This window comes from Streptomyces sp. NPDC003034 (genome assembly GCF_053591375.1).
In genome coordinates this window covers 30409-56115 of record NZ_JBSFTS010000028.1, presented here as the reverse complement: position 1 = coordinate 56115, position 25707 = coordinate 30409, and the positions used below count along the sequence as shown (strand labels likewise).

Sequence of the window (25707 nt, the reverse complement as noted above, 5' to 3'; positions counted from 1 at the left end):
CAGAGCCGTCACCGGGCGGCCAGCAAGTCCCGTACCGCTTGGGCGAGGTGGTCGGTCAGCAACGCGCCGCCCTCGTCCTCGGTGGCCGGACCACGGCCCTCATCGCGTTCGTCGCCGCGCGATTCCCAGGTCGGCCGGGTGCTGCTTTCAATGTTTTCGATGGTCACATGTGACATGGGAAGGAGCCCTTCGGGTGCGGTGAGGGAAACGGATCCGTGGCACCGAGTAGTGACACCCAGTCATATTGCGTATACGACCGGAGCGGTGTCAGTCGGCCCCACCCCAGTCCGTCAAACCCCCGGGGCCGAATCTGGGGAGTTGACGCACTCGCGCACGCCGGTGTCCCGCCCGCTCCGGTCACGCCCGCCCGCGTGCCGCCCGCTTCCTGTCACGCGCGTCCGCGTCCCGCCCGCTCCTGTCGCGCCCGTCCACGTCGCGCCCGCCGGTGTCGCCCGGTCCCGCGCCGCCATACCCCAGACTGGGCGCATGTCCATTCACGAGAACCTGCTCGGGGGCCCCGCCCCCACCCACCTCCCCGACGAGCCCGGCCGTGCGGCCCTCGCCGCCGGTACGCCCGCCGTCGAGGTGGCGGCCGCGCACCCCACCTCCTCCCTCGCCTGGGCGCTGCTCGCCGACGAGGCCTTCGCCGCCGACCGCACGGTCGAGTCGTACGCCTACGCCCGCACCGGCTACCACCGCGGTCTCGACGCGCTGCGCCGCGCCGGCTGGAAGGGCCACGGCCCGGTGCCGTGGGAGCACGAGCCGAACCGCGGCTTCCTGCGCGCCCTGCACGCCCTGGCCCGCGCGGCCGAGGCGATCGGTGAGAAGGAGGAGTACGAGCGCTGCTCGACCTTCCTGCGCGACTCCTCCCCGACGGCGGCGGACACGCTGAACGCCTGAGCCGGGACATCCCGCGGGGGGTGGCGCAGTGACCTGTGCCACTCTCCGCTGGAGCCGCGCCGGGGCGGCGTCCTATGATGCGGGCAGGGGACCGGGGCTCCACTCACCTCACGGAAGGAGCGGACCGCTACCCGGAAGCACGTGTCGAGGAGACAGCGATGTCGAACGCCCTTGATGCCTCCGGAGCCGGTTCGGAAACCCCGAACCTCGACTTCGACGGCACGACCCCCTACGAGGACTACGTCCAGGCGGACGTCCTCACCCACCTCCAGCACCTGCGCTCGGACGATCCGGGCGAGATGGTCTTCCTGGTCACCACCCAGGTCATGGAGCTGTGGTTCACCGTCATCGTCCACGAGTGGGAGACGGCGGCCGGCGCGCTGCGCGAGGACCGGATCCCCGTCGCGATGGACGCGCTGAAACGATCCCTCCGCGAGCTGGAGGCGCTCAACGCCTCCTGGCGTCCGCTCGCCCAGCTCACCCCGGCCCAGTTCAATTCCTACCGCTCCGCCCTGGGTGAGGGTTCCGGTTTCCAGTCGGCGATGTACCGCCGGATGGAGTTCCTGCTCGGTGACAAGTCGGCCTCCATGCTGGTCCCGCACCGGGGCGCCCCCCGCGTCCACGCGGAACTGGAGAAGGCCCTCCACGAGCCCAGCCTCTACGACGAGGTCCTGCGCCTGCTGGCCCGCCGAGGCTTCCCGGTCCCGGCCGCCGTCCTGGACCGCGACCTCTCGCAGCGCTACGAGCCTTCGGCCGAGGTCGAGGCCGTCTGGACGCAGCTGTACGCCTCCCCGGACCAGCACCCGGACCTCCACCGCCTGGGCGAGGTCCTGACGGACGTCGCCGAGCTCGTCTGGCGCTGGCGCAACGACCACCTGGTGGCCACCCGCCGCGCGATGGGGGCCAAGACCGGTACGGGCGGCTCCGCCGGGGTGACCTGGCTGGAGAAGCGCGCCCAGAAGAACGTCTTCCCGGAGCTCTGGACGGCCCGAAGCTATGTCTGACCGGATCCCGGAGAAGTCCCCCGTCCTGCCCCGGGCCGCCTCTGCCTCTGGCCCGGCGGCCGGCTCTGCCCCGGCGGCCGGCCAAGCCCGCCCCGGCTCGCTGTCCCCGGCCGGAGCCGCCCCGGCCCACCTGGCCGGCATAGCCGGCACAGCCGACCTGGCCGAGCGCGCCGCACGGCTGGACGCCGCCGACGAGCTCGGCAAGCTGCGCGAGCGCTTCACCCTCCCCGACGGAGTCGTCTACCTGGACGGCAACTCCCTCGGCGCCCTCCCGGCGGGAGTCGCCGCCGCCACCGCGGACGTCGTCACCCGGCAGTGGGGCGAGCTCCTCATCCGGTCCTGGGACGAGAGCGGCTGGTGGACCGCCCCCGAGCGGATCGGCGACAAGATCGCCCCCCTCATCGGCGCCGCCCCCGGCCAGGTCGTGGTGGGCGATTCCACCAGCGTCAACCTCTTCAAGGCGCTGGTCGGTGCCGCCCGCCTCGCCTCCCCGGGCCGTACCCGGATGCTGGTCGACGCCGCCACCTTCCCCACCGACGGCTACATCGCCGAGTCGGCGGCCCGTATGACCGGCCTCACCGTCACGCCGGTGGACCCCGCCCAGGCGGCGCGGGCGATCGGCGCGGACACGGCCGTCGTCCTCCTCAACCACGTCGACTACCGCACCGGCCGCCTCCACGACCTGCCCGCCCTCACGGCGGCCGCGGGCGCCGCCGGGGCGATCACCGTCTGGGACCTGTGCCACTCCGCCGGGGCCCTCCCCGTCGGTCTGGACGCGTACGGTGTCGACCTGGCGGCCGGCTGCACGTACAAGTACCTGAACGGCGGCCCGGGCGCCCCCGCGTACCTGTACGTCGCCGCCCGCCACCAGGCCGCCTTCGACTCCCCCCTCCCCGGCTGGAACAGCCACGCCGAGCCCTTCGCCATGACCCCGGGCTACCGCCCGGCCGATGGTGCGACGCGCGGCCGGGTCGGGACCCCGGACATCCTGTCCATGCTGGCCCTGGAGGCGGCCCTCGACGTCTGGGACGGAGTCGGGGTCGAGGCCGTACGGGCCAAGTCGCTCGCCCTGACCGACTTCTTCCTCGAATGCGTGGCGGCGTACGTCCCGCAGGGCCGGGCCGAGTCGGTCACCCCGGCCGAGCACGGGCACCGCGGCAGTCAGATCTCCCTGCGCACGGAGAACGCCCGGGAGGTCATGGGGCAGCTCATCTCCCGCGGCGTCATCGGCGACTTCCGTGCCCCCGACGTCCTGCGCTTCGGCTTCACCCCGCTCTACGTCGGTTTCGCCGACGCGGAGCGTGCCGCCCGCACACTGGGTCACATTTTCGGGTGACCCGGTAGCGAAACGTCACCTCACAGGGCGGGCGGGGCTACGGCCCCGCCCGCCCTGCCGCATCCCGGACCCCGCACGGAAGCTTCCGTTCCAGACTGATACGGTCCCGCTCTGCCGGTACACCGGAACATCTGTCCCCGCTGTCCCACGCGTTACCGAGAGGTTGAGCCGATGACGGACCCCGCCGCAGTGGAACGGGACGCCGCCGAGGCCGCCTCGGCCTTCGCCCACCCGGCCGTGCCGCCGGACGCGAGCGCCGCGTACGGACAACACCCGGACCACGTCATCGACTTCTACGCCCCGCGCGGCGAAAGCCGCGGCCCGGCCCCGCTGGTGGTGGTCCTGCACGGCGGAGCCTGGCGCGCCCCGTACGACCGGCAGCACGTCGCGCCCTTCGCGGACTTCCTGGCCCGGCAAGGTTTCGCCGTCGCCAATGTCGAGTACCGGCGTGGCCGTTCCCTCCCGCACCAGAACGCCGAGGGCCCCGTAGCCGGACGCTGGCCCGAGACCTTCGAGGACGTCGCCGCCGCGATGGACGCCCTCGCGCGGCTGACCGCCGCCGCCCTCCCGCAGGCCGATGTCCGCCGCATCGTGCTCACCGGCCACTCGGCCGGTGGCCAGCTCGCCCTGTGGGCGGCGGCCCGGCACGTGCTCCCGTCCGGCTCCCCGTGGAGGCTGCCCTCCCCGCCGCCGCTGCGCGGCGTGGTGGCGCTGGCCCCGATCGCGGACTTCGCGGTGGCGCGGCAGCTGGAGGTCTGCGGCGGCGCGAGCGAGCAGCTGCTGGGCGGCGCGGAGCACTGGTCCGAGCGCCTCCCGTACGCGGATCCGGCCGCCCTGCTTCCGACGGGCATCGCCACGGCGGTGGTCCACGGCCGCGAGGACATCGTGGTCCCGGCGCGGGTCTCCGAGGCCTACGTGGCGGCGGCCGCCCAGGCGGGTGAGACGGTCGGCCTGACCCTGCTGGACGGGGTCGGCCACTTCCCCCTGATCGACCCGGCGGCGGACGCCTGCGCGGTGGTGGCGGAAGAAATCTCCCAACTGGCCTGGTAACCCCCGCTGGTCCACCGCGGGGACGCCGAAGGGGCGGGCGCCCTGGCGCACCGCCCCTTCGGGTATCGGACCGGTCGTCCCTACAGGAACGAGTTGATCTGGATCGTCTCGGTGCGGCCGGGGCCGACGCCGATCGCGGAGATCGGGGCGCCCGACATCTCCTCCAGGGCCTTGACGTACGCCTGGGCGTTCGCCGGGAGGTCGTCGAAGGTCTGGGCCTTGGTGATGTCCTCGGACCAGCCGGGGAGGTATTCGTAGATCGGCTTCGCGTGGTGGAAGTCCGTCTGCGAGTACGGGAGCTCCTCGACGCGCTTGCCGTCGATCTCGTACGCGACGCAGACCGGGATCTGCTCCCAGCCGGTCAGCACGTCGAGCTTGGTGAGGAAGAAGTCGGTCAGGCCGTTCACGCGGGTGGCGTAGCGCGCGATCGGCGCGTCGAACCAGCCGCAGCGGCGGTCACGGCCGGTGGTCACACCGCGCTCGCCGCCGATGCGGCGCAGGTCCTCGCCGTCCTTGTCGAACAGCTCGGTCGGGAACGGGCCCGCGCCCACACGCGTGGTGTAGGCCTTCAGGATGCCGATGACGCGGCTGATCTTCGTCGGACCGACACCCGTGCCGGTGCAGGCGCCGCCCGCGGTCGGGTTCGAGGAGGTGACGAAGGGGTACGTGCCGTGGTCGACGTCGAGCAGGGTGCCCTGGCCGCCCTCGAAGAGCACGACCTTGTCCTCGTCCAGCGCGTTGTTGAGGATCAGGGTGGTGTCGGCGACGTACGGCTTGATCTGCTCCGCGTACTGGAGCATCTCTTCGACGATCTGGGCCGAGTCGATCGCGCGGCGGTTGTACAGCTTCGCGAGGAGCTGGTTCTTGCCCTCCAGGGCCGCTTCGACCTTCTGGGTGAGGATCGACTCGTCGTAGAGGTCCTGGACGCGGATGCCGATGCGGTTGATCTTGTCCGCGTACGTCGGGCCGATGCCCCGGCCGGTCGTACCGATCTTGCGCTTGCCGAGGAATCGCTCGCCGACCTTGTCGAGAGTGACGTTGTACGGCGTAATGAGGTGCGCGTTGCCGCTGATGAGCAGCTTGGAGGTGTCGATTCCGCGCTCATTGAGGCCGCGCAGCTCAGAGAGCAGGACGGCCGGGTCGACGACGACGCCGTTACCGATGACCGGGGTGCATCCGGGGGAGAGGATGCCGGAAGGGAGAAGGTGCAATGCGTACTTCTGGTCGCCTACGACGACCGTGTGGCCGGCGTTGTTGCCGCCCTGGTAGCGCACTACATAGTCAACGGATCCACCGAGCAGGTCGGTGGCCTTTCCCTTGCCCTCGTCACCCCACTGAGCTCCGAGCAGCACAAGAGCGGGCACAGGCGTACACCTCTTCCGGATGGGGCATGTCCAAGGTCAGGGGGCGTACGACGATGTACACCGCAGACTGAGCCGTCGGACCGGTACCCCGGAATAAACGAAGGCCCTGGCGCAATAGCGCAAGGGCCTCTTGCACAAAGATGCTACCCGAGGAAGGACCGAGGTGTCGGCTCCAGAGCCCACCATGAGCCATGCGGGCGCGCCGGTAGGCGGCCTCCTTGTGCTCGTCGACCCGGTCGCCCGCCGTCTTGACGGCGAGTCCGTGCGGATCGCGAAGGATGTGTTGTCAGCGGGAGCGGCGGCGAAAATCTGCCTCCCGGATTCGCAGGAGGAGTTTGCGCGGGCTCTCGCCCGCCGGGGTCATCGGCGGCTGGTGATCGTGGGCGACGACCGGGCCCTGGTGCGGACCGTCGGGCTGCTGCACCGGGAGCGGGGGCTGGGCGAGGGAGCCCTGTCCCTGGTGCCGGTGGGGCATGCGGGGTCCCTCAAACTGGCGCGCTCGCTCGGCGTGCCGCTGTCGGCGGTGCCGGCCGCGCGGGCCGTGCTCGACGGGTCGGTACGGACGTGCGACCTGCTGGTGGACGACAGCGACGGGGTGGTGCTGGGCGGGCTGCGGATCCCGCCGCTGCGGACGGCCGTCCCGCGGGCGGGCGGGCCGTCCGTGTGGAGCGCGTACCGCTCGCTGGTCCGGACGCTGGTCGGGCCGCCGGGCGCGGGCGGTGGCGCGGGGCGCCACCGGCTGCGGGTCGAGGCCGACGGGGTGGTGCTGGCGGATGTGGACCGGCCGGTGGAGGACGTCTCGGTGGCGACGCGGGACGACGGCGGCCTGGCGGAGGTCGTGGTCCGGATCGGCGGTAGTGGCTCGGTCGCTGCGGGCGGTGACGGTGGTGGTCGCGATGGGTCGGCGGTGCGGGCGCGGGCGAAGACGGTCACGGTGTCGGGCGCGGACTTCCGCTACCGGGCCGACGCGGCGATGACCGGCCCGGTCCGGCGGCGTACGTGGACCTTGCTGGCCGGCGCCTGGGCCCTCACACTGCCGCGCTGAGCGGGCGGGGGCAGGGGGCGGGGGTGACGGGAGGGCTGCGGGGTGAGCGGCTGGGGGCGGCCGGGCACCTCCGCCGGCCCGTCCCGGACCAGATGTATTGACTAGAACGTCACGAGCAGCTCCTCCAGGCCCCGGATCACGTACCCCTCGCGCCATCGCGGCTCCGCCACGAGCCGCATGGGTGGCACCCCCTGCGCGAGCAGCGCCCCGAACGAAGCCTCCAGCTCCCGCCGTGCCAGCGGCGCGCCCAGGCAGTAGTGGATGCCGGCGCCGAAGCTCAGGTGCGGATTGTCGGTCCGTACGAGGTCCAGCGCGTCGGGCCGCTCGAAGCGCGCGGGATCCCGGTTCGCAGACTCGAACAACAGTGCGACCTCGGCTCCGCGTCGGATGACGGTGTCCCCGATCCGGATGTCGTCGAGCACCCAGCGCTCGAACATCTGGAGAGGGGTGTCGTACCGCATGAGTTCATCCACAGCTGTGGACAAGTTTTTGGATTGCGCGGCTGGGGGCTGGGCACGGAGCGCCGCGAGCTGTGCGGGATTGCGGAACAGCGCCCACCAGCCGTTGACCGTGGTGTTCACGGTGGCCTCGTGTCCGGCGTTCAGCAGCAGCACGCAGGTGGAGATCATCTCCTGTTCGCTGAGCCGCCCTTCCTCATCGTGGGCGGCGATCAGCCCGGAGATCAGATCCTCCCCGGGGCGGGAGCGCCGCTCGGCGATCAGGCCCCGCAGGTACGCGCTGAACTCGACGCTCGCCCGCACCGCGCGCCGAGCCGTCTCCTCGTCCGGCCGGAGCTCGAACATCCCGCAGATGTCCGCCGACCAGGGCCGCAGCAACCCCCGGTCCGCCGCAGGCACCCCCAGCAGCTCGGCGATCACGGCCACCGGCAGCGGCTCGGCCACGGCGGTGAGCAAATCCCCGCCGCCCTCCGCCAGCAGCTGCCCCACGAGCTCTCCGGCCAGCCGCTCCACGGCGGGCACGAGCCGCTCCACGGTCCGAGGGGTGAACGCCTTCGCCACCAGCCTGCGCACCCGCGCGTGCGCGGGGTCCTCCAGATCCAACAAGCCGTTGCCGTTGAGCACGTGGAAGGGCTCCTGCTCCGGCGGCGGAGCAGCCCGCCCGAACTCCTCGTGCGTGAACCGGTGGAGGTAGGTCCGCCCGAGCCGCCGGTCCCGCAGCAGAGCGCTCACATCGGCGTAATGCGGCACGAGCCACTGCCCGGTCTCCTGCGACCACACGGCCCGCCCCCGCGCCCGCAACTCCCCGTAGGCGGGGTACGGATCGGCGACGAACTCGGCATCCCACGGATCGAATCCCATCCCCGCACCCTAGGCCCTGCCGTCAGAGTCCCTCCGGAGCCACTTTGACGACCGGACCGTAGCTCCTGATGCGCCGTCACTCATACCAGCCGGAGCCGGCGTTGTAACGGCACTGCCAGGCCGCAGTCGGAGGGCGTCCACAGCCCAGGCCCAGGCCCAGCGGCCGGCGCGGGCGCCGGCGGGCTAGCCGGGGGTCACCAGCCGGGTCTCGTAGGCGAAGACCGCCGCCTGAGTGCGGTCGCGCAGGCCCAGCTTCACCAGGATGCGGCTCACATGGGTTTTGATCGTGGACTCCGCGATGATCAGCCGGTGGGCGATCTCCGCATTGGACAGTCCCTGCGCGATCAGTACCAGCACCTCCGTCTCCCGCTCGGTCAGCTCCCCCGCTCTCGCCGGGTCGGCCAGCCTCGGCGCCTCCGAGAGCTTCGAGAACTCCACGATCAGCCGCTTGGTCACCGACGGCGCCAATAGCGCCTCCCCGGCCGCCACGACCCTCACCCCGTCGGCCAGCTGACGGGCCGACGCGTCCTTCAGCAGGAACCCGGAGGCCCCGGCCCGCAGCGCTTGGTACACGTACTCGTCGAGGTCGAAGGTCGTCAGGACCAGCACCTTCGCGTCCGTGTCGGCTGCCACGATCTCCCGCGTCGCCTCCAAGCCGTTCATCACCGGCATCCGGATGTCCATGAGCACCACATCCGGTCGGAGCGCGGCCACCTGGGCGATGGCCTGGCGGCCGTCCACCGCCTCGCCCGCCACCTCGATGCCGTCCATGGCGTTCAGCAGGACCGAGAAGCCCTCGCGGACCATCATCTGATCGTCGACGATCAGCACCTGGATGGTCATGCCGGCGTCTCCCCGGCCGCCGCCTCCGGACGGCTGCGCACCGGTATGAACACCGCCACCTCGTACCGGCCGCTCTCCGTCTCCCCGGCGGTCATCTCCCCTTCCAGCATGGCCACCCGCTCCCGCATACCCGTGATCCCGTGTCCCGCCCCCGGCGAGGGACGCACGTCTCCGGTCGCCGCCTCATTGACGATCCGTATCCCGAGGCCGCCCAGCACATACGACACCTCCACCCCGGCCGCGGCGCCCGGCGCGTGCCGCAGCGTGTTGCTCAAGGCCTCCTGGATGATCCGGTACGCCGAAAGCTCCACACCCTGCGGCAACTCGCGCACCGCGCCCGTGACCGTCTTCTCCACACTCAGCCCGGCTTCGCGCACATTGGCCAGCAGCCCGTCCAGCGCTGCCAGCGTCGGCTGCGGGGCGTCCGGGGCCTCGTAGTCCGCGGAGCGCACGACACCCAGCACCCGGCGCAACTCGGTCAGGGCCGCCACCGCGTTCTCCCGGATGGTGACGAAAGCCGCCTCCAGCTCGGGTGGCGGATTCTTCACGCGGTACGGCGCCGCCTCCGCCTGGATCGCCACCACCGACATGTGGTGAGCCACGACGTCGTGCAGTTCTCGCGCGATGGTGGTGCGCTCCTCCAGCAGTGTCCGCTTGTCCCGCTCGACGGCGGTGACCTCCTGCTGCGCGGTGACCTCCGCCTGCGCGTGGCGGCGTATCTGGATGCTGCTCGCGATCGCCAGGGCGATGGCCGAGGCCACGACCATCAGCGCCAGGGTCGGCCCGTACCGGCCGACGAGCAGCGCCGAGAGTCCGACGCCGAGCACCAGGGTGGACACCCACATCCACACGGCTATCCGGGGCCCGGTCCGCAAGGTGACGAGAACCAGGACGGAGAGGTAGGCGACGAAGCTCCCGGGAGTCCAGGGCCAGGAGTCGAATCCGCTGAGCGCGCCCACCACCAGCGTCATCACCGCGGCCGCCCACCACGCGGCGATCGGACGGGTGAGCGTCATCACGACGGGGACCGCGGCCATGAGACCTGTGGCGAGGAGGGCCGCATCGCCCATGTAGCCCACCCGCGAGGTGAGGGTGAAGAGCACGACGAAGGCGGCGAGCGCTCCCACCGCGATGTGGCGGCTCCAGGCGGCATACGGGCGTATCCCCTCGGGCAGCCGCCGGGCGAACCGCCCATCGGTGCCCGTCAGCGGCAGGGGTCGATAGGCGGAGGCATCGGTGATGAGGTCTTGGCGCAAGGTCTGGAGCAACCTTGAGGCCATTTTGAATTCCGGTGTCCGGGCTGTGCCCCCGGTGGTCGTCTCGCTCACATACAGACCGTAGGTCCGGCCGGCTGTAGTCCGCGTCGCCGCTGATGGGGATATCCAGGGGTCCCTCTCAGGTACTACCCGGGCGCGTCAGTACCCCGTCGGACGGATCAGACCCGTCTCATACGCGAACACCGCGGCCTGGGTCCGGTCCCGCAGGCCCAGCTTGACCAGGATCCGGCTGACATGCGTCTTGACCGTCTGCTCGGCCAGGATCAGGTGCTCGGAGATCTCCGCGTTCGACAGTCCCTGGGCGATCAACGACAGGACCTCGGTCTCCCGCTCGGTCAGTTCGTCGATCCTGGCCCGCGACGGCGCTCGCGGCGCTCCCATCCGGGAGAACTCCGTGATCAGCCGCTTGGTGATGTTCGGCGAGAGCAGCGCCTCACCGGCGGCCACCACCCGCACCCCTTCCGCGAGCTGGTCGGCCGACGCGTCCTTGAGGAGGAAGCCCGAGGCTCCGGCCCGCAGGGCCTCATACACGTACTCGTCCAGGTCGAAGGTGGTCAGAACCAGCACCTTCACGGTGGCGCCGGGGACTCCGGTGATGACGGAGGTGGCCTCGATGCCGCCCATCCCCGGCATGCGGATGTCCATCAGGACGACATCGGGGCCGAGCTCGGTGACCTTCCGCACGGCGTCGGCCCCGTCCACGGCCTGGCCGACGACTTCGATGTCGGGCTGGGCGTTGAGGAGCACGGTGAAGCCCTGCCGGACCATCATCTGGTCGTCGGCGATCATCACCTTGATCGGGGTCGCGCTGGCGCTCATGCGGTCCTACTTCGTATCGGGCTTGGGATCGGGCGTCGTCTTGGGCTTCGGAGTGCGTTCCGGTGCGGGCTTCGTCCGGGATCTCGCCTCGGGTGAGGCGTCGCCGGGCGGATCCATCGGGAGTACGGCGCTCACCTCGTACCCGCCGTCGGGACGTGGGCCGGCGGCCAGCTCGCCCCCCAGCATGCCTGCCCGCTCCCGCATCCCCAGCAGTCCGTGTCCCGCCCCGGGTGAGGGCGGAGCGGGCCGGGTGGGCACGGAATTGGCGACGCACAGGTGCAGATCACGCGGACCGTACGCGATCCCGACCTCCACCTGCGAACCGGGCGCATGGCGCAGGCAGTTGCTCAGCGCCTCCTGCACGATCCGGTATGCGGTGAGGGCGACGCCCGGCGTCAGCGGCCGGCGGATGCCCGCGATCTCGGTGGTGACCTCCAGCCCCGTCCCACGCACGTTCTCCACGAGGCTGTCCAGATCGGCCAGCGTGGGCTGCGGGTGGTGGGGACCGGCGGGGCCGTCCGGCTGCTCGGAGCGCAGGACCCCCAGCACCCGGCGCAGCTCCGTCAGCGCCTCCAAAGCGTTCTGCCGGATGCCCGCCAGGTTCTCCTTGAGCTCCTCGGACGGATTCTCCACCAGGTGCGGGGCGACTTGGGCCTGGATGGAGATGACCGACATGTGGTGCGCGACCACGTCGTGCAGCTCACGGGCGATGCGGCTGCGCTCCTCCAGCAGGGTGCGCCGGGCCCGCTCCTCCTCGGTGAGGGTCTCCTGCTGAACCAGTTCGCCGCGCGTCAGGCGCACAGCGCGCAGCGCGTATCCGAGAAGCCCCACGAAGCCGAAGAGGAGCAGGGCTATGAAGATGCTGCTCCCGCTGCGCGCCGGCCGGAAGAGCCCCTCGGCCAGGCCGGTCAGGGCGACCGATACGCCGACGGCCGTGATCGTCACCCGCGGCGGAACCCGCAGCGCGAGCAGCAGGAGCACGGCCGCGAAGGGGAAGATCCCGCCGGGCATCCATGGCCAGGTCTGGCCAGGTCCGACGTGGTCGTGGATGACCCATGCGATCAGTCCCGCGGTGAGCAACCCGAGCCACCAGGCGGCGATCGGCCGGAACATCCCGAGGGCGATGGACACGCCGGTCAGGAGCGGCAGCATGACGAGGCTGAGGCCGCTGACGGTGTAGTGATCGCCGAGTTGCTGGGTGTTGAGGGCGCTGAAGAAGGCCGCGGCATAGAAGACCAGTACATGTGGCAGCCGGGCCAGCCAGCGCGGCCGGGACATCCGGGGGAGCGGATCCGGGCGCAGGGTGAACAGTTCACGGACGAGCGGCCGGCTCGGGACGCTGCCCTCAGCTGTAGCGGCGGGCGGGGATTGGGCCAGGGGCGCGTGCTGTTCGGTCACGCCGGTCAGCCTAGGCATGGGAAACCTCCGCGCCGGACGCCGTCCGGGGCAGGTCGGCGGGCTGCGTCCGCAGGGGCCGAGCTGTGTCCGGGACGGGGCGGGTGGGGGGCAGCCGGACGGGCCGCGCCGGCTCGGCTGGTTGTGTTGATCGGGCTGGTCGGGCTGGTCGGGCGGAACCTGTACCCGGGCCACGCGTGCCCTGTTCGTACGAGCGGAAGGCGGCCCAACACACCGTCAGAGCAGCCGCGAAGACCGGCAGCCACAGCAGGCGGGCCGCAATCCAGGTTATGGAGCCGGGCACGGTGTGCAGCCCGGGCAGATCCGCCGAGAGCAGCAGGCCGAGCGCGGTGACGGCCATCATGGCGGTCTGGTGCCAGAGGAAGATCGTCATGGCCGACAGGTTCACCAGCGCCACCTTCGCCCAGGCCGCCGGCCGCCGCATGGCTCGGGCCAGCGGCTCGCGCACCAGCAGAGCCAGCCCGCACTGCGCTAGGCCGAAGGTGACAGCGGCGAGCGCCGGCGGGTTCAGATTCGACAGGGCGGCGCCCGGGACGCCCACCATCGAGGCCGGATAGCCGCCCCAGAGGACCAGCGCGGCGGTGGCGGCACTCCCGCCGGCGAACAGGGCGAAAGCGGACCGGCGCGGGGCGAAGGCTCCCCGAGACCAGGCGGCACCCAGCGCGTAGGGGACGAGCCAGCCAGCGGCCAGATTGACCCAGCCGATCCACTCGGGACCGCCGAAGCCGAAACGCCACAGGTCGACACCCGCCACCACGATCAGCGGCCACAGTGGACTGAGCCGGGCGACGAGCGGGGTCGCGGCCGTGAGCACGGCGAACACCAGCAGGAACCACAGGGGCGAGAGCACCAGTTTGACCAGCGTCTGGACCGTGGGCACCTCCACCCCGCCGAGCAGCATCCCGCCCGCCGCGACCGCCCAGAGGACGAGCACGGCGGAGACCGGACGGAAGAGCCGGACCAACCGCTGCCCGACCCACGTGCGGTACGGGATCCCGCGGGCCCGCGCCGACGCATGCCCGCGGGCGGCGACATGGCCGCCGACCAGGAAGAAGACGGCCAGCGTCTGGAACACCCAGGACACCGGAGCCAGCCAGCCCATGTGCTCCAGCGGGCTGGTGCCGCTCAAGCCGCCCTCGGCGGTGGTCAGGGCGGTGACCAGCCAGTGGCCGAGCACCACGCCCAGGATCGCGACGGCCCGCAGCGCGTCCACGCCCCGGTCCCGGCCGGCCGGGGTGGCGGCGTCCACGCGGTCGGCGAGGGCGGACCAGCGGGCGAGGAGATTACGCATGGCCGGCCTCCTGGACGAAGACGGCGGTGCCGAGGACGATGCCGGCCAGGCTGTCGAGGGACTCGGTGCCGGGCTTGAGGTAATCGCTGTGCCCGGCGGTGCCGGCGGTGAAGACCCGTGCCCCGAAGGCCGGATCGACGGGGTCGGCGGCGAAACCGACCCCGCCGAGCCGGCCATGCGGCACCTGCGCGATCCAGTCACCGCTGCCCCGCCCGGCCCAGACCCGTGCCCCGGTCGGCAATTCCCCGGCGGAAACCGCCCCCGTGCCCGGGCTGCCGTAGAGGACCACGTCACTGACTGCCGGGCCGGTCACGGTGCGGGCGCACACCACGGAACCGTAGGAGTGGCAGAGGAGGGACAGCCGGGCGCCAGGCGCGGCCATGTCCCCCAACCGGTTTACGAACGGCCCCAGTTCGGCAGCGGCCTCGTCCGCTCGGTCGGTGGTGAGGACGGTCGTGCTGACCGTGCCGGGGGTGTCGTACCCGAGCCAGGCGACCACGGCGGAGCGCGGATGCCCGGCCTGGAGGCGCTGGTGCAGGGCGACAGCCCCGGCACGGAACCTCTCGTAGGTGTCCAGGGTCGTGTCTGAGCCGGGCACCAGGACGGTGACCCGGTCCGCGCTCGCCAGATCGCCGAACACCTCGACCGCCCGCCCCCTTCCGCTCCCGTCGAACGCCAGGAACTGCGCCGATCCGCCCGTCTCCATGGCGCGCAGCCTGGTGGCGCGACCGCTGCGGCCGGCGTCCCGCGCCATGCGGGCCGCCTCGGCGAGCTGGGCGCGGTTGGCGGCGTACCGAGCGTGGGGAGCGGTGGAGTCGGCGAACACCGCGGGCGCGGGGGCCGGGACGCCGGGCGAGGCAGCGGCGGAGACGGGAAACACGACGGCCGCGGCGACCAGGCCGGCCAGCAGGGTTCGGCGCAGTCGGCCAGTGGTGGTCATGGTGTGTGTTCCTTCGGTCCGGAGAAGGCCTCGGCGCTCTTCTCTGTTCCGAAGTTAGAAATCAGCGGGCGTGGTCGGCGTCCCGCGCAAGAGCTCTCTTCCCCGGTAGCTCTCAGGTATGAGGGGCCCTACTTCAGCGGGAGGACAGGGCACTTGAGCGGCAGAGCGAGGGGGGCAGAGCGGGGGACTCGGGAGGGTTAAGGCCCCGGGATGACCGACACCGACTGGCGCCGCGACCGCATCGGCAGCGCGCACCGGGACGAGAACCCCACCGTGCTGCGCCGCCTCGACGCAGGCTTCGCCGCGATCGGGGACCGGCAGTTCCTGCCCGGCTACTCGGTGCTCCTGACCGACGATCCCGCGGCGACCCGCCTCTCCGACCTGCCCCGGACGCGCAGAACCGCGTACCTCTCCGACATGGAGCGCCTCGCCGAGGCCGTCGAGAGGGCATGCCGACGGCTCGACCCGGCCTTCCGCCGCGTGAACATCGAGATTCTGGGCAACACCGACCCGTACCTCCACGCCCACATCTGGCCCCGGTACGACTGGGAGCCGACCGAACTCGTCCGCAAGCCCGTCTGGTTGTACGAACAGGAGGAGTACTGGCGTGGAGACCAGCACGCGCTGGCACCCCGCCACGACGGCTTGCGAGTCGCGATCGGCGAGGAGTTGGACGGCCTTCCCTCCTAAAGCCTGCTAGGGCCGGTGAGTGCGCCGCTCACCGCGCCGGTGGGCCGGCCGGGCGGAGTGAGGGCGTCCAGCGCGCTCGACAGGCGTTCCAGGACGCGGACGGTCTCGGCGAAGCCCTCCTCGCCCAGCTCCTGCGCGAGACGGGTGGCCAGGGACGCGTGCCCCGGACCGATACGGGCGATCGCGGCGCGCCCGGCCTCCGTAGGGCGCAGCAGCTTGGCCCGCCGGTGGGCGGGGTTCGGTACGTACTCGGCGAGCCCCTCGGCCGCCAGCAGGTCCGCGATGCGCTGCACGCTCTGCCGGGTGTTGCCCATGGCGCGGGCGATGCCCGCGACCGGCAGCGGTTCGCGCAGGACCGCGCCCAGCACCTGCCACCGGGCGGCGGTCAGCCCGGCCGGCCGGGCCAGTTCCTCGGAGACGGAGAGGAGCTGGCCGTTCAGCCGGAACACACCGAGCGCGGTACGGCTCAGCAGATCCTGGCGGGCCCGGAGCGAGAGCCCCTCCGTCTCCGTCTCCGGATCCTGCCCCCGCCCCGGATCCGTCTCCCGCCCCGGCTCCGCCTCCCGCCCCGGCTCCGCCTCCCGCCCCGGATCCGGCCGCCGTTCCGCGCCCGACCGTGCCTTCCCTGCCTGGGGCTCAGGCATCACCCGACTCCGCCGCCGCCATGAGGACCGGGTACGCGGTCTCGTCCGAGTCGTGGAACAGGCGGTACCACGCGTCCAGAACGTCCGGCTTGTACACGTCGAGGCGCGCGAACACCTCGCGGGCGAAGGCCACCGGTTCCGTCGGTCCCGCGGTGATCAGGTCGCCGTCCGTGACCGCGTCCACCTCGACGTAGCGTTCGGCGCCCGCGTAGCCCGGCTGCTGCGCCAGGTAGAAGGAAGCGGCGCTGGTGTGGTTGCGGCCGTCCAGCAGGCCCTCCCGAGCCAGGCCGGCCGTGGCCCCGCAGATCGCCGCGACCGGGACCCCGGCGGCCAGGAACTCACGCGCCTTGGCCGCGAACGGCGCGAGGTCGTCGCTCGTGTCCCACAGACCGGCTCCGGTGAGGATCAGCAAGGCGGAGTCCTGCGGTCGCAGGTCGGCCAGGGCCAGATCCGGCTGGATGCGGACCCCGCCCATGGTGGTGACCGTCCGATCGGCGGCGAGGCCGACCGTACGGACCTCGTAGCCGCGCTGCGTGAGGTGCGCGGTGGTGTGGCCGGTCTCCCAGTCCGCGTACGTGTCGTAGACCGCGAGGTGGACGGGTTTGCGGGGGGTCTGGCTCATGGTGCTCGCCTCCGGCATGGGGTGTGTCCTCGGCTCTGGGTTCCGGGCTCTGGGTCCAGCGGTTCCTTGTGGCTCTCTGGCTCTCTGGTTCCCTGTGGCTCCTATGGCAAGAGACTGTCATTTCGACAGCATGCTGTCAATGGCTGCCGCGTGCCGCCCCGGTCCCCGCCCGAGCGGAGCCATACAGACTGCCGAGACCCGCCCGCCACCCCCATACAGTCCGCCGATATCCGTCCCCACCTGCGCACTTCTAGCGTGGCCGGATGACCCCTCATGCCACCCCGCAGGACCTCGTAGCCACCGAAGAGGCCACCGAAGAGGCCACCGAAGAGACCGCCAAAGAGGCCGCCCAAGAGATCGCCAAGGACGCCGTCAAGGACGCCACCAAAGACGCAGTCAAGGATGCCGACCGGAAGCATGTATTCCACTCCTGGTCCGCCCAGGCGCTGATCGACCCCCCGGCCATCGCGGGCGCCGAGGGCTCGTACTTCTGGGACTACGACGGCAAGCGCTTCCTCGACTTCTCCTCCCAGCTGGTGAACACCAACATCGGCCACCAGCACCCCAAGGTCGTCGCCGCCGTCCAGGCCCAGGCCGCCCGGCTCTGCACCCTCGCGCCCGGCTTCGCTGTCGACGTGCGCTCCGAGGCCGCACGCCTCATCGCCGAGCGCACCCCCGGTGACCTCGACAAGATCTTCTTCACGAACGGCGGCGCCGAGGCGGTCGAGAACGCCGTCCGCATGGCCCGCCTGCACACCGGCCGCGCCAAGGTCCTGTCCACCTACCGCTCCTACCACGGAGCCACCGCCGCCGCGATCAACCTCACCGGCGACCCGCGCCGCTGGCCCTCGGACACGGCCGCGGCCGGAGTGGTGCACTTCTGGGGTCCGTACCTCTACCGCTCCGCCTTCCACGCCGCCACCGAGGCCGAGGAGTGCGCCCGCGCCCTCGCCCACCTCGCCGACACCATCGCCTTCGAGGGGCCGCAGACCATCGCGGCGATCATCCTGGAGAGCGTGCCGGGCACCGCCGGGATCATGACCCCGCCGGCCGGCTACCTCGCGGGCGTGCGCGAGCTCTGCGACCGCCACGGCATCGTCTTCATCCTGGACGAGGTCATGTCCGGATTCGGCCGCACCGGCGCCTGGTTCGCCGCCGACCACTGGGGCGTCACCCCCGACCTGATCACCTTCGCCAAGGGCGTGAACAGCGGATACGTCCCGCTGGGCGGCGTCGCCATCTCCGCCGCCATCGCCGAGACCTTCGCCACGCGCCCCTACCCGGGCGGACTCACGTACTCCGGCCACCCCCTCGCCTGCGCCGCCGCCGTCGCGACGATCAACGCGATGGAGGAGGAGGGCGTCGTCGAGCATGCCGCGCACCTCGGGGAGCAGGTGATCGGTCCGGCACTCGCCGAGATGGCCGACCGGCACGCCTCGGTGGGCGAGGTCCGGGGTCTGGGCACCTTCTGGGCCCTGGAACTCGTACGGGACAAGCAGACGCGCGAGCCGCTCGTCCCGTACAACGCCGCCGGCGCCGCCAACGCGCCCATGGCCGAATTCGCGGCGGCCTGCAAGGCGTCCGGGCTGTGGCCCTTCGTCAACATGAACCGTATGCACGTCGTCCCGCCCTGCACCATCACCGAGGCGGAGGTGAAGGAAGGGCTGGCGCTGTTGGACGAGGCGCTGACGGTGGCGGACCGACACACGCTGGCTGGATAGTCGTGCAGGCTGGTGGCCGGTTTTCGTCCTGATAAGGGGCGGTAAATCCGTATACGGAGCCGTCCACCAGCCATGAAACGATCGGTTTCGGCCTTGCTGCCTGGCCTAAGGTGTCCGGAGTCCTACAGAGGAGACGGACCCCTATGCCAGGCAGCGGCGCTGTCACCCGCAACACCCTTCGCCAGCAGATCGCGGACGCGCTGCGCGACGAGGTGCTGGCGGGGCGCATGCCACCGGGGACCGAGTTCACCGTCAAGCAGATCGCGGAGCAGTACGGGGTCTCCGCCACCCCGGTCCGCGAGGCGCTCGTGGACCTTTCCGCGCAAGGGCTGCTGGAACTGGTCCAGCACCGGGGTTTTCGCGTCCGCGCCTACTCCGTCGACGACTTCCGGGGCATGGTCGAGGCCCGCTCGCTGGTCGTGGACGGGATCTTCCGCCGGCTCGCCGAACCCCGTACGGCCCCCGGCGCCGCGGAAATGCTGGTGTCGGTGCGCCGCCGGGCCGAGGAGGCGCGGCGGGCCGTGCGGAGCGGTTCGCTCGAAGTGCTGATCGGCTACGACCTCCGCTTCTGGCGGGAACTGGGCGGCCTGGTCGGCAACACCTACATCTCCGACTTCCTCCACCGCATCCGGGTGCAGTGCTGGGTCTTCGCCGTACCCCACCTCCAGCGCGACCCGCGGCTGCGCGAGGCACTGTGGGACGGGCACAGCGCGCTGGTGGACGCGGTGACGCTGGCGGACGCGGATGAGGTACGGCGCATCGTGCAGGACTACAACCAGCACGGGCTGGACTGGGCGGCCGGGCTGTAGGGCCGTCAAGCGCGTCAACGCCGTCAATGGCGTCAACCGGCGGCCGCGTGCGGTGCACCGGGTTCTGCGCACCCCTTCGCGGAGCGTGTCCGGCGCACTACGCTGGCTCGATCGGCGGCAACGACTGATCGGAGGCCACGTGGCCTGTGACCTGTGGCTCGTCCCCCTTGTCGACGTGCTGTGCCACAGCCCCGACAACCCCTTCGCGGAAGAGATCGCCTCGTACGACAAGGCGCTGGGCGAGGCCGGGCTGCCGTCCGTGCCCGTCTTCGCCTACATGCCGGGCCTGAGCGGGGACGTCGCCCCGGTGGCCGGCTTCGACTACGACGCCCTGCATTTCCTGAGGCGGGCGTACCTGCTGCAGATCTGCGGGCTGCCGGTGACCCCGGTGGACGAGCTGGGCGGGGACTACGAGCAGCTGCTGGAGATGTTCGAGCCGACGGCGCAGCAGTCGCACCTGGTGTGGCACTACGACCACGCGGGAGCGTACGTGCCGGTGGACTTCCCGGCTCCGCTGGCCAACGAGGAGCTGCTGGGGGGTGGGGGGCCGCTGGGGTCCGCGCAGGGGCTGCTGCGGGAGCTGACGTTCGTGGCACCCGCGATCGGGATCGACGCGGCGAACCCGCCGATGGCGCCGGCGCCGCCGGGGCGGCCGACGTCGCTGGAGGAGCCGGCGGGGCCGATGCCGCACGACGACAGTCCCTTCGCGCGGGAGCGGCACGTGTGGCTGGGGCTGCATGCGGCCGCTACGCGGAGTCTGGGGCAGGGGTCGATGATCATCTTTAGCTGAACTGCGCCCTGCCGTTGCGCTGGTTCGTGGGGTGGGGTGCGGGTGTGCGGGTGCGGCCGGCTGAGTCGTACGGGTGGGTGCGGTGCGGGTGCCGCTGCGCGGAGCTGGTCCCCGCCCCGCCCTTTCTCCGTTTCCCGGGGCGCCGCCCCGGACCCCGCGCCTCAAACGCCGGCGGGGCTGCAAGATGCGCCGGCCGGACCCCGCGCCTCAAACGCCGGCGGGGCTGGATATGCCCGGGCCTGCCCCGGACGCCCCGGCCGAGCCCGCGGTCAGCGGGGTTGTTCTGGGGGGCGTTGGCGGGGCATGTTCGGGCGGGTGCCCGGGGGGAGGGGGAAGCGGGGCGGCGCGGTGCCCGCCTCCGCGCGGGTCCCGGAGGCGCCCAGGGACTGCATCACGAGCGGCGCGGGCCCGGCGCGGAATTCCACCATCCAGTCCGCCGTCTCCGAGCGCACCAGCTCCGTGACGTCCTCGGAGAAGCGCCGCAGCACGGTCAGACACCGTTCGGCGGCCTCGCTCGCGGTGCCCTCCGTAGGTCCGAGGACCTCCCGTACGTTCTCCGACGCCCAGTCGAACTGCAAGGTCAGCAGGCGCCGCTGCACGGCCTGCGCGGTCGCCACGTCCCGCATCCATCCGGAGGTCATCCCGAAGAACCGGTCGCACATCAGGCAGGCTCCGACCAGCAGCAGCGCGAGGAACCCGTACGCCGAACCGCCCCGAGCCGCCGAGCCCGTCAGTTCCAGCAGCGGCATGGCCGCGCCCGTGACGGCGCCCAGCGCCGCGCCGACCCGTAGCAGCCGCGCCCCCCGGCGCTTCCACGCGCGGTCCGACATGTACCACTCGGCCGTCCGCAGAGCATCGGCCTCGACCCGCCGGTAGAGCTCGTCGAGCCGCTCGGCGGGCTCCCCCCAGTCCCCGAGAGGGAAGGGCCGGCCGGTCAGATCGCCAGCCGGCATCGGCCCGGCGCCCTCCTCCCGGGGATCCCGGGGTGGCCCCTCGGGCTGCATCTCCGGCTGGCTCACCCGGCACTCCCTCTGCCTGCGCTGACGTGTGGTGGTGCGCGTGTGCGCAATGATGCGCATGCACTTCCTACCTTCGAATGACGGCCGATGGACGGGAAATCCCAGGATTTCCGCCCGCAAGGAGGGCTCCATCAGGTACGCGCAGGCCGCATCTCTCACTCGAAAGAGTTGGTCCTCACGGCGTAGGGCGTAGCGAGCGGGGAGCACGTAGGCTCGGATTGACCAAGCGTTCCGAAGGTATGGAGTGAGTGACCTGTGATTCCCGGTGGTGGCCAGCCCAACATGCAGCAGCTGCTCCAGCAGGCCCAGAAGATGCAGCAGGACCTCGCCGCGGCCCAGGAGGAGCTGGCGCAGGCCGAGGTCGAAGGCCAGGCCGGCGGCGGTCTCGTCACGGCGACCGTGACCGGTTCCGGTGAGCTGCGCGCCTTGGTGATCGACCCGAGGGCCGTGGACCCGGAGGACACCGAGACGCTCGCCGACCTGGTCGTCGCGGCGGTCCAGGCCGCCAATGAGAACGCGCAGGCGCTCCAGCAGCAGAAGCTGGGCCCCCTCGCCCAGGGTCTGGGCGGCGGCAGCGGCATTCCCGGCCTGCCGTTCTAGTCCCCCGCCCGGCTCCGGCCCCGGCCCCCGGTCCCGGGACCTCCGACGCCGTCCCGGGACCCCGACCCCCTTCCCCTCCCCTTCTCCTCCCGCACCACCAGAACCGAAAGCAGGCAGTCCGTTGTACGAAGGCGTGGTCCAGGACCTGATCGACGAACTGGGCAGGCTGCCCGGCGTCGGGCCCAAGAGCGCGCAGCGGATCGCCTTCCACATCCTGCAGGCCGAGCCCACCGACGTCCGCCGCCTCGCGCACGCGCTGCTGGAGGTCAAGGACAAGGTCAGGTTCTGCGCGGTGTGCGGGAATGTGGCGCAGGAGGAGCGGTGCGGGATCTGCCGTGACCCGCGCCGCGACCCGACGGTGATCTGTGTCGTCGAGGAGCCGAAGGACGTGGTCGCGGTGGAGCGGACCCGTGAGTTCCGCGGCAAGTACCACGTCCTCGGCGGCGCGATCAGCCCGATCGAGGGCGTCGGGCCGGAGGACCTGCGCATCCGCGAGCTGCTGGCACGCCTCGCGGACGGTGAGGTGACCGAGTTGATCCTGGCCACCGACCCGAACCTGGAGGGCGAGGCGACCGCCACCTACCTCGCCCGCATGATCAAGCCCATGGGCCTGAAGGTCACCCGCCTGGCCAGCGGACTCCCCGTCGGGGGAGATCTGGAGTACGCGGACGAGGTCACGCTCGGGCGGGCCTTTGAAGGAAGGCGACTTCTCGATGTCTGACGCAACCCTGCACGCTCTGAGTCAGGATCCGGACGACTTCGCCGTCCAGATCTCCGACCAGATCGAATCCTTCATCGTCGCGGTCGCGGAGGTCGCCAGGGGTGAGGACCCGGACAGCGCGGTGCCGTTCCTCCTCCTGGAGGTCTCCCAGCTGCTGCTCGCGGGCGGGCGGCTGGGTGCGTACCAGGACGTCCTGCCCGACGAGCGGTACGAGCCCGACGTGGGCCCGGAGCCGGACGTGGACGACCTGCGCGAGCGGTTCGCGCTCATGCTGGAACCGGTCGACGTCTACTCCGAGGTCTTCGACCCGTACGAGCCGCGCAAGACGCCGGTCGCGCACCGGATCTCCGACGACCTCGCCGAGGTGGTGGCGGACCTGCGCCACGGGCTCGCGCACTACAGCGCGGGCCGGACGACCGAGGCGCTGTGGTGGTGGCAGTTCTCGTACTTCACCAACTGGGGTCCGACGGCCTCGGCGACGCTGCGGGCCCTGCAATCGCTGGTCGCCCACGTACGCCTGGACCAGCCGCTGGCCGCCCTGGACGGCCTCGACACGGACGAGGACCTGACCGAGGACGATCTCGCCGAGCAGGCCGGACAGGTGATGGCACGAGAGCTGGGCGGGCTGGGCCGGGCGTAGGGGTCTGACCGGGCCGGGCGTAAGGGTCCGGCTGGGCCGGGCGTAAGGGTCCGGCTGGGCCGGTCGGTCGTAGGACGCGGCCCCGCGAGGTGCGTACGGGCCCGCGGCCTGCGCGAGGGAACTCAGCCGCTGATCCTTTCGTCTCATGATGTGGCACGAAGCGGTCGGATCGCGGCCGCTCGTTAGACTGCACCAGCAATGAGACGGACTGAGCGAGGAGCGCACGTGGGCCTTGTCGTGCAGAAGTACGGAGGCTCCTCCGTAGCGGATGCCGAGGGCATCAAGCGCGTCGCCAAGAGGATCGTGGATGCCAAGAAGGACGGCCACCAAGTGGTCGTCGTGGTTTCCGCGATGGGCGACACGACGGACGAGCTGATCGATCTCGCCGAGCAGGTGTCTCCGATCCCTGCCGGACGTGAATTCGACATGCTGCTGACCGCCGGGGAGCGGATCTCCATGGCCCTGCTGGCCATGGCGATCAAAAACCTGGGCCACGAGGCCCAGTCGTTCACCGGTAGCCAGGCAGGCGTGATCACCGACTCGGTCCACAACAAAGCGCGCATCATCGATGTCACGCCGGGCCGTATCCGCACCGCGCTGGACGAGGGCAACATCGCCATCGTCGCCGGCTTCCAGGGCGTGTCCGCGGACTCCAAGGACATCACCACCCTCGGCCGCGGCGGCTCGGACACCACCGCCGTGGCGCTCGCCGCGGCGCTGGACGCCGAGGTTTGCGAGATCTACACCGACGTCGACGGCGTCTTCACCGCGGACCCCCGCGTCGTGAAGAAGGCGAAGAAGATCGACTGGATCTCCTCCGAGGACATGCTGGAGCTGGCCGCCTCCGGTTCCAAGGTGCTGCTGCACCGCTGTGTCGAGTACGCACGTCGATACAACATCCCGATCCACGTCCGCTCGTCCTTCTCGGGACTGCCGGGCACGTGGGTCAGCAACGAGAATCCGCAAGGGGACGAGCAGGTGGAGCACGCCATCATCTCCGGAGTCGCTCACGACGTCTCCGAAGCCAAGATCACGGTCGTCGGCGTTCCGGACAAGCCCGGTGAGGCCGCGGCGATCTTCCGCGCCATCGCGGACGCCGAGATCAACATCGACATGATCGTGCAGAACGTCTCGGCGGCCTCCACGGGCCTGACCGACATCTCCTTCACCCTCCCCAAGACCGAGGGCCACAAGGCCATCGAGGCCCTGGAGAAGGCGAAGACCGCGATCGGCTTCGACTCCCTGCGCTACGACGACCAGATCGGCAAGATCTCCCTGGTCGGCGCGGGCATGAAGACGAACCCGGGCGTCACCGCGTCCTTCTTCCAGGCACTGTCCGACGCGGGTGTGAACATCGAGCTGATCTCCACCTCCGAGATCCGCATCTCGGTCGTGACCCGCCAGGACGATGTGAACGAAGCCGTCCGCGCCGTGCACACGGCCTTCGGCCTCGACTCCGACAGCGACGAAGCCGTCGTCTACGGAGGCACCGGACGATGACCCCGCCCCGGTCCTCCCGCCCGGCGCTCGCCGTGGTCGGGGCGACCGGAGCGGTCGGTGCGGTCCTGCTCCAGATCCTGTCCCAGCGGGCAGACGTCTGGGGCGGCATACGCCTGATCGCCTCCCCGCGCTCGGCCGGCCGCGTGCTGGCCGTCCGCGCGGAGGAGAGCGAGGTGCTCGCCCTCACCGCAGACGCCTTCGACGGTTTCGGTGCGGGCGATGTCGCGATCTTCCTGACCCCGGCCGAGGTCTCGGCCCGGTGGGCTCCCCTCGTCGCCGCGCGCGGGGCCGTCGTCGTGGACCAGTCCGCCGCCTTCCGCGAACATCCCGAAGTGCCCCTGGTGGTACCGGAGGTCAACGGGCACGCGGTGCGCGGCCGGGCACGCGGGATCGTCGCCGGCCCCGACTGCGTGACCGTCGCGATGATCGCCGCGCTGGGGGCCCTGCACGCCGAGTACTCGCTGGCCGAGCTGGCCGTCTCCTCTTACCAGGCCGCGGGCGCCGCGGGGCGGGCCGGCTCGGAGGCGCTGCGCCGCCAGCTGTCGCTGGTCGCCGGAACCTCCCTGGGCGAGCAGCCCGGGGACGTACGCCGTGCCGTGGGCGAGGACACCGGCCCCTTCGCGGCTCCGCTGGCCCTCAACGTCGTGCCGTGGTCCGGTGAGCTGCGCGAGGACGGCTGGTCCTCGCACGAGCTGGCCGTACGGGCGCAGACGCGCCGGATCCTGCAGCTGGAGCGGCTCCCGGTGGCGGTGACGTGCGTACAGGTGCCGGTGGTGACCGGGCATTCGCTGACGGTGCGGGCCCGGTTCGACAAGACGGTGAACGCTGTGCGCGCCCGGGAGATCCTGCGGACCGCGCCCGGCGTGGTCCTCGTGGACGACCCGGCGGCGGGCGAGTTCCCCACTCCGGCGGACGCCGCCGGGACGGATCCGGCGTGGGTCGGACGGGTACGGGTCTCGCTGGACGACCCGCAGGCGCTGGAGTTCTTCGTCTGCGCCGACAACCTGCGCAACGGTGCCGCCTTGAACGCGGTCCAGATCGCGGAGCTGATCGCGGAACTGGGCCGGGGACCGGACGCGGGGCAGGGAGTGGGAGTGGGACCGGGCCTGGGACTGAACGGTGAACTGAGCGGTGAACTGAACGGTGAACCGATCGGAACCGAGCGCGGGTGAATCCGCGTAGTGCGCTTTGTAGGATCGGTGCTGATCCCTTGATCAAGGTGATGGCCCGACCGCCGTCTCGATGGACGGGGCAATCGGGAAGAGCGGGTACGCATGAGGGCAAGAGGGATTTCGCCGGTGACACTGCCTCGCGCGTACAACCCTGACGGGGGGACGGGTGTCCTAC

At 71.5% G+C, this 25707-nt stretch carries 26 protein-coding genes; 14 read left to right on the top strand and 12 right to left on the bottom strand.

Annotation, left to right across the window (positions count from 1 at the left end; genetic code table 11):
• Nucleotides 1-8 precede the first annotated feature (8 nt).
• Complete coding sequence (locus ACWDX7_RS24160) at nucleotides 9-167, bottom strand: hypothetical protein (RefSeq protein WP_451492143.1); 159 nt, start codon at nucleotides 165-167, stop codon at nucleotides 9-11.
• A gap of 319 nt (nucleotides 168-486) precedes the next feature.
• Here ACWDX7_RS24160 and ACWDX7_RS24155 point away from each other — a divergent pair, with 319 nt between their 5' ends.
• The 4 genes from ACWDX7_RS24155 to ACWDX7_RS24140 all read left to right on the top strand — a co-directional run bounded on the left by ACWDX7_RS24155 (nucleotide 487) and on the right by ACWDX7_RS24140 (nucleotide 4290).
• Entirely contained in the window at nucleotides 487-900 is a 414-nt protein-coding gene (locus tag ACWDX7_RS24155) for a DUF3151 domain-containing protein (protein ID WP_451492142.1), read from the top strand.
• 158 nt (nucleotides 901-1058) lie between these two features.
• Complete coding sequence (locus ACWDX7_RS24150; RefSeq protein ID WP_451492141.1) at nucleotides 1059-1904, top strand: tryptophan 2,3-dioxygenase; 846 nt, start codon at nucleotides 1059-1061, stop codon at nucleotides 1902-1904.
• Nucleotides 1897-3240, top strand: coding sequence for a kynureninase (kynU, locus tag ACWDX7_RS24145; RefSeq protein WP_451492140.1), 1344 nt, complete (start codon nucleotides 1897-1899; stop codon nucleotides 3238-3240). The genes ACWDX7_RS24150 and kynU overlap by 8 nt, the downstream gene beginning before the upstream one ends.
• A gap of 171 nt (nucleotides 3241-3411) precedes the next feature.
• A complete protein-coding gene (locus tag ACWDX7_RS24140; RefSeq protein WP_451492139.1) occupies nucleotides 3412-4290 on the top strand; it encodes an alpha/beta hydrolase family protein in 879 nt (292 codons plus the stop codon).
• Nucleotides 4291-4370: 80 nt separating this feature from the next.
• Here ACWDX7_RS24140 and ACWDX7_RS24135 read toward each other — a convergent pair whose 3' ends face one another.
• Complete coding sequence (locus ACWDX7_RS24135; protein WP_451492138.1) at nucleotides 4371-5654, bottom strand: adenylosuccinate synthase; 1284 nt, start codon at nucleotides 5652-5654, stop codon at nucleotides 4371-4373.
• 184 nt (nucleotides 5655-5838) lie between these two features.
• On the opposite strand from ACWDX7_RS24135, the gene ACWDX7_RS24130 reads away from it, so the two are divergent.
• On the top strand, nucleotides 5839-6699 hold the full coding sequence (locus tag ACWDX7_RS24130; RefSeq protein WP_451492172.1) for a diacylglycerol kinase: 861 nt from the start codon (nucleotides 5839-5841) through the stop codon (nucleotides 6697-6699).
• A 101-nt stretch (nucleotides 6700-6800) separates the two neighbouring features.
• Here the strand turns inward: ACWDX7_RS24130 and ACWDX7_RS24125 are convergent, their stop codons facing one another.
• From ACWDX7_RS24125 to ACWDX7_RS24095, 7 genes are all read right to left on the bottom strand, one after another.
• Nucleotides 6801-8018 (bottom strand): cytochrome P450, encoded by a 1218-nt coding sequence (locus ACWDX7_RS24125; RefSeq protein WP_451492137.1) that lies wholly within the window; start codon nucleotides 8016-8018, stop codon nucleotides 6801-6803.
• Nucleotides 8019-8201: 183 nt separating this feature from the next.
• Complete coding sequence (locus ACWDX7_RS24120) at nucleotides 8202-8861, bottom strand: response regulator (protein WP_451492136.1); 660 nt, start codon at nucleotides 8859-8861, stop codon at nucleotides 8202-8204.
• Complete coding sequence (locus ACWDX7_RS24115) at nucleotides 8858-10189, bottom strand: sensor histidine kinase (protein WP_451492135.1); 1332 nt, start codon at nucleotides 10187-10189, stop codon at nucleotides 8858-8860. Before ACWDX7_RS24115 ends, ACWDX7_RS24120 begins: the two co-directional genes overlap by 4 nt.
• Nucleotides 10190-10276: 87 nt before the next feature.
• Nucleotides 10277-10957 (bottom strand): response regulator, encoded by a 681-nt coding sequence (locus ACWDX7_RS24110; protein WP_451492134.1) that lies wholly within the window; start codon nucleotides 10955-10957, stop codon nucleotides 10277-10279.
• A 6-nt stretch (nucleotides 10958-10963) separates the two neighbouring features.
• Nucleotides 10964-12373 (bottom strand): sensor histidine kinase, encoded by a 1410-nt coding sequence (locus ACWDX7_RS24105; protein WP_451492133.1) that lies wholly within the window; start codon nucleotides 12371-12373, stop codon nucleotides 10964-10966.
• The gene (locus ACWDX7_RS24100) at nucleotides 12366-13664 is read right to left on the bottom strand and encodes an acyltransferase family protein (protein WP_451492132.1); all 1299 of its coding nucleotides are present in this window, start codon (nucleotides 13662-13664) and stop codon (nucleotides 12366-12368) included. The genes ACWDX7_RS24105 and ACWDX7_RS24100 overlap by 8 nt, the downstream gene beginning before the upstream one ends.
• On the bottom strand, nucleotides 13657-14604 hold the full coding sequence (locus ACWDX7_RS24095; RefSeq protein ID WP_451492131.1) for an alpha/beta hydrolase: 948 nt from the start codon (nucleotides 14602-14604) through the stop codon (nucleotides 13657-13659). Before ACWDX7_RS24095 ends, ACWDX7_RS24100 begins: the two co-directional genes overlap by 8 nt.
• Nucleotides 14605-14814: 210 nt before the next feature.
• Here ACWDX7_RS24095 and ACWDX7_RS24090 point away from each other — a divergent pair, with 210 nt between their 5' ends.
• Entirely contained in the window at nucleotides 14815-15294 is a 480-nt protein-coding gene (locus ACWDX7_RS24090; RefSeq protein WP_451492130.1) for an HIT family protein, read from the top strand.
• Here ACWDX7_RS24090 and ACWDX7_RS24085 read toward each other — a convergent pair.
• Both ACWDX7_RS24085 and ACWDX7_RS24080 read right to left on the bottom strand, forming a co-directional pair.
• Nucleotides 15291-15767 (bottom strand): MarR family winged helix-turn-helix transcriptional regulator, encoded by a 477-nt coding sequence (locus ACWDX7_RS24085; RefSeq protein ID WP_451492171.1) that lies wholly within the window; start codon nucleotides 15765-15767, stop codon nucleotides 15291-15293. The genes ACWDX7_RS24090 and ACWDX7_RS24085 overlap by 4 nt on opposite strands.
• A gap of 163 nt (nucleotides 15768-15930) precedes the next feature.
• Complete coding sequence (locus ACWDX7_RS24080; RefSeq protein WP_451492129.1) at nucleotides 15931-16560, bottom strand: DJ-1/PfpI family protein; 630 nt, start codon at nucleotides 16558-16560, stop codon at nucleotides 15931-15933.
• A gap of 263 nt (nucleotides 16561-16823) precedes the next feature.
• Here ACWDX7_RS24080 and ACWDX7_RS24075 point away from each other — a divergent pair, with 263 nt between their 5' ends.
• The 3 genes from ACWDX7_RS24075 (at nucleotide 16824) to ACWDX7_RS24065 (ending at nucleotide 19880) form a co-directional block, all read left to right on the top strand.
• The gene (locus ACWDX7_RS24075) at nucleotides 16824-18281 is read left to right on the top strand and encodes an aminotransferase class III-fold pyridoxal phosphate-dependent enzyme (RefSeq protein WP_451492128.1); all 1458 of its coding nucleotides are present in this window, start codon (nucleotides 16824-16826) and stop codon (nucleotides 18279-18281) included.
• Between the two features lie 143 nt (nucleotides 18282-18424).
• Nucleotides 18425-19090 carry a GntR family transcriptional regulator gene (locus tag ACWDX7_RS24070; RefSeq protein WP_451492127.1) on the top strand — a complete coding sequence of 222 codons (666 nt, stop codon included), beginning with the start codon at nucleotides 18425-18427 and terminating at the stop codon, nucleotides 19088-19090.
• Between the two features lie 139 nt (nucleotides 19091-19229).
• Nucleotides 19230-19880, top strand: coding sequence for a hypothetical protein (locus ACWDX7_RS24065; RefSeq protein WP_451492126.1), 651 nt, complete (start codon nucleotides 19230-19232; stop codon nucleotides 19878-19880).
• Nucleotides 19881-20149: 269 nt separating this feature from the next.
• On the opposite strand, the gene ACWDX7_RS24060 is transcribed toward ACWDX7_RS24065, so the two are convergent.
• Nucleotides 20150-20899 (bottom strand): SLATT domain-containing protein, encoded by a 750-nt coding sequence (locus ACWDX7_RS24060; RefSeq protein ID WP_451492125.1) that lies wholly within the window; start codon nucleotides 20897-20899, stop codon nucleotides 20150-20152.
• Nucleotides 20900-21154: 255 nt separating this feature from the next.
• Here ACWDX7_RS24060 and ACWDX7_RS24055 point away from each other — a divergent pair, with 255 nt between their 5' ends.
• The 5 genes from ACWDX7_RS24055 to ACWDX7_RS24035 all read left to right on the top strand — a co-directional run bounded on the left by ACWDX7_RS24055 (nucleotide 21155) and on the right by ACWDX7_RS24035 (nucleotide 25532).
• Nucleotides 21155-21499 carry a YbaB/EbfC family nucleoid-associated protein gene (locus tag ACWDX7_RS24055; protein WP_355409903.1) on the top strand — a complete coding sequence of 115 codons (345 nt, stop codon included), beginning with the start codon at nucleotides 21155-21157 and terminating at the stop codon, nucleotides 21497-21499.
• A 121-nt stretch (nucleotides 21500-21620) separates the two neighbouring features.
• Entirely contained in the window at nucleotides 21621-22220 is a 600-nt protein-coding gene (gene recR, locus ACWDX7_RS24050; protein ID WP_451492124.1) for a recombination mediator RecR, read from the top strand.
• Nucleotides 22213-22860 (top strand): DUF5063 domain-containing protein, encoded by a 648-nt coding sequence (locus ACWDX7_RS24045; RefSeq protein WP_451492123.1) that lies wholly within the window; start codon nucleotides 22213-22215, stop codon nucleotides 22858-22860. Before recR ends, ACWDX7_RS24045 begins: the two co-directional genes overlap by 8 nt.
• Before the next feature lie 225 nt (nucleotides 22861-23085).
• Nucleotides 23086-24360 carry an aspartate kinase gene (locus tag ACWDX7_RS24040; protein ID WP_451492122.1) on the top strand — a complete coding sequence of 425 codons (1275 nt, stop codon included), beginning with the start codon at nucleotides 23086-23088 and terminating at the stop codon, nucleotides 24358-24360.
• Nucleotides 24357-25532 (top strand): aspartate-semialdehyde dehydrogenase, encoded by a 1176-nt coding sequence (locus ACWDX7_RS24035; RefSeq protein ID WP_451492121.1) that lies wholly within the window; start codon nucleotides 24357-24359, stop codon nucleotides 25530-25532. The genes ACWDX7_RS24040 and ACWDX7_RS24035 overlap by 4 nt, the downstream gene beginning before the upstream one ends.
• Nucleotides 25533-25707 lie beyond the last annotated feature (175 nt).